General features: G+C 77.7%; 1 protein-coding gene and 1 pseudogene. Both read right to left on the bottom strand.

The features are described from left to right. Positions 1–144: 144 nt before the first annotated feature. The gene (locus BJF79_RS67700) at positions 145–861 is read right to left on the bottom strand and encodes a phosphopantetheine-binding protein (RefSeq protein WP_410050188.1); all 717 of its coding nucleotides are present in this window, start codon (positions 859–861) and stop codon (positions 145–147) included. 2 nt (positions 862–863) lie between these two features. Further along, a pseudogene (locus BJF79_RS35940) lies at positions 864–2,840 on the bottom strand (non-ribosomal peptide synthetase); the annotation flags it as partial. Between the last annotated feature and the right edge of the window lie 109 nt (positions 2,841–2,949).

Genomic DNA, 2,949 nt, shown 5'->3' with positions numbered 1-2,949 from the left:
GGGGCGCCGGGGTCGCCGTAGGCGGCGGCGAGGTCGGGCACCAGCACCCGCCACGACACACCGTCGACCACGAGGTGGTGCGCGACGAGCAGCAGCCACGTCCGGGGGCGTGCGGTCCGGCGTCGAGCCGGACGGCGCGCAGCATCACGCCCGCCTCGGGGTCGAGCCCGCGGGCGGCCCGCGCGGCCCACGCGTTCGGCGATGTCGCTCCACCGGACGGGGCCGGGTGCGGCGACGTCGACGCGGGGCACGCGGACGGCGGTGCCGGGGGGCGGCGGCGGGATCGTCAGGGCCGGGTCGCCGCCGGGGGTGGCGGCGGAGGCGGGCGCGCAGGACGTCGTGGTGTTCAGGACGGCGTGGACGGCGGCTTCCAGCCGGTCGTGGTCGGCGCCCGCCGGGAGGGTCACGAGCATCGCCTGGCTGAACCGTCCGGCGAGGTCGCAGCGCTCGGCCATGTCGAGCATCGCGGGGGTGAGGGGGACGTCCCCGTACGGGCCGTCGTCCGGGTCGGGGGCGTCGGTCGGCGGCGGCGCGGTCCGGCGCGCTCGCGAGGGCGGCGGGGGTGCGGTGCTCGAACACCTGCCGGGCGGACAGCGCGAGGCCCGCGCGGCGGGCCCGCGCCACCACCAGCATCGAGGTGATGGAGTCGCCGCCCAGCGCGAAGAAGGAGTCCTCGGCGCCGACCGCGGCCAGGCCGAGGACGTCGGCGAACAGGCCGCACAGCGTCTCCTCGGCGGGGGTCGCGGGCCGCGCCCGGCGGCCGCAGCGACGGCGGCGGGGGCGGGCAGCGCCGCCCGGTCCACCTTGCCGTTGGCGGTCACCGGGATCGCGTCGACCGGGACGATGTCGGCGGGGCACCATGTACTCCGGCAGCCGCGCCGCCGCGACGCGCGGAGCGCGGCGGGGTCGGCGGCGGCGCCCGGCGCGGCGACGACGTCGCCGACGAGCCGTCGGGCGCCGGGCCGGTCCTCGCGGAGGACGACCGCGGCGCGGGCGACGTCGTCGTGGCCGCCGAGCACGGCCTCCACCTCGGCGGGTTCGATCCGGAACCCGCGGATCTTCACCTGGCCGTCGGCGCGGCCCGCGAAGCGCAGCACGCCGTTCGCGCCCCAGCTCGCGAGGTCCCCGGTGCGGTAGACGCGTTCGCCGGGCCCGGCGAACGGGCAGGCGACGAACCGTTCGGCGGTGAGCGCGGGACGTCCCGCGTAGCCGCGCGCCACTCCGGCGCCCGCGATGTACAGCTCGCCGACGACGCCGGGAGGAACCGGGCGTAAGAACGCGTCGAGGACGTAGGCGCGGGTGTTGTCCATCGGGAATCCGAGGGGCACCGCGGCCGGGACGCCCTCGCCGGCGGTGTAGGCGACCTGCGCGGTGAACGCGGTCGTCTCGGTGGGGCCGTAGGTCGTCCGCACGACCAGTCCGGGGCAGGTGCGCAGGAGGGTCCGGACGGCCGTGGCCGACACGACGTCGCCGCCGGTCGACACCTCGCGGACGCCCGCGAACATCCACGGCGCCTCGTCGGCGAGCGCGGCGAACAGCCCGGCGGTGGCGTGCACGTTCGTGACGCGGTGCGCGGCGATGAGGCGGGCGCGTTCGGCGGCGTCCACCCGGCCGGGCGGTGCGACGACGAGGCGCCCGCCGTGCAGCAGCGGCGTCCAGATCTCGTAGGTGGACGCGTCGAACGCGTGGTTGGCCTGCACCAGGACCGACTCGACGACGTCGTCGCGCCACGCCTCGTCCAGGCAGAACGCCACCACGTTCGCGTGGGTGACGGCGACGCCCTTCGGCACGCCCGTCGACCCCGACGTGTACATCACGTACGCGAGGCTCCCCGCCGGGACGCGGACGTCGGGGCCGTCTTCGACCGGCTCGAACACGTCGTCCCCGGTGAGGACGGCGGTCACGCCCGCCTCCTCGATGATCGCGCGGCGGCGCTCGTCCGGGTGCGCGGGGTCCAGCGGCACGTACGCGGCGCCCGCCTTCAGCACCCCCAGCAGGACGGGCACCAGTTCGGCCGAGCGTTCCAGGACGACCCCGACGAGGTCGTGAGGGCGGACGCCCCGGCCGATCAGCGCGCGCGCCACCGCGTCGGCGCGGGCGCCCAGTTCCGCGTAGGTCCAGGTCACGTCCGTCCCGGACGCGTCCCGCCCGGCAACGGCGACCGCGCCGGGCGTCCGCGCGGCCTGCGCCGCGAACAGGTCCGGGACGGACCCGGCGGGGACGGGACGGGCCGTGTCGTTCCATCCGCGCAGGACCGTCTCGCGCTCCTCGGGGGTGAGGACGTCGACGTCGGCGACGCGGGCGAGGGGGTCGTCGGCCGTCTGCTCCAGCACCCGCACCAGGCGGTTCGTCAGCGCCCACGCGGCCCGCTCGTCGAACACGTCCGGCCGGTAGTCGATGCGCAGCTCCAGCTCGTCGTCGCCGGGGGTGACGACGAGGGTGAGGGGGTAGTGGGAGGCGTCCTCGCCGCCGCCCCCGCCGACCTCCAGCCCGTCGAGGCGCAGCGGCCCGTCCGGGTTCCGCGGGTAGTTCTGGTGGACGAGGAGGGTGTCGAACACCGCGCCGTCCCCGGCGGCGCGGCGGATCTCCGGCAGCCCGAGGTGCTGGTGGTCCAGCAGCGCGGACTGGGCGGCCTGGAGGCGGGTCAGCGTCCCGGCGAGGGTGTCGCCGGGGGCGGCGGCGACGCGGACCGGCACCGTGTTGATGAACAGCCCGACCATGCGCTCGACGCCCGGCAGCTCCATCGGCCGCCCGGACACGATCGCGCCGAACGCGACGTCGGAGCGTCCGGTGAGCTGCCCGACCAGCAGCCCCCACGCCGCCTGCGTCACCGTGTTCAGGGTGACGCCGAGCCCGCGGGCGACCCGGCGCAGCCGCGCCCCGAGGTCCCCGCCCGCCCGGTGCGCGACCCGTCCCGGCGGCGGCGGTTCCGCGCCGCCCGCGGCGGCG

This window comes from Actinomadura sp. CNU-125 (genome assembly GCF_001942465.1).
GTDB lineage: Bacteria > Actinomycetota > Actinomycetes > Streptosporangiales > Streptosporangiaceae > Spirillospora.
The sequence above is the reverse complement of the archived record's forward strand: the minus strand, read 5'-3'. Positions and strand labels throughout refer to the sequence as shown.